Annotated in this window: 1 protein-coding gene; it reads right to left on the bottom strand. The window is 68.5% G+C overall.

Annotated features, from left to right (window positions below):
* Window positions 1-3: 3 nt before the first annotated feature.
* Window positions 4-279, bottom strand: a 276-nt coding sequence (locus B3873_RS22280) for a GGDEF domain-containing protein (protein WP_286869130.1), incomplete at its 5' end; no start/stop codon positions are given.

The following is a 279-nucleotide window of genomic DNA, read 5'->3' as shown; positions in this document are numbered from 1 at the left end:
ACCTCAGCTCGCGGAACTGATCTCCACCCGATTGCGGCCCGCTGACTTGGCGGCATACAGGGCCTGATCGGCTTCGGCCAGGAGTTGTTCGGCTTGCGCGTGACGCTGCAAGTCGGCCTGGGCCACGCCGAGGCTGATGGTGACCACGCCGAAACGGCTGTGCGCATGCGGCAGGGCGAGGTGCTCGACGGCTGCCCGAATGCGCTCGGCCACCTTGCTCGCGCCGGCCGCATCGCTGCCCGGCAGGATCACCACGAATTCTTCGCCGCCATAGCGCGC

The sequence above is a fragment of the Herbaspirillum sp. UBA812 genome (assembly GCF_002296545.1).
In the GTDB taxonomy this organism is placed as follows: domain Bacteria; phylum Pseudomonadota; class Gammaproteobacteria; order Burkholderiales; family Burkholderiaceae_D; genus Herbaspirillum; species Herbaspirillum huttiense.
This window is presented reverse-complemented; position numbering and strand designations above follow the sequence as displayed.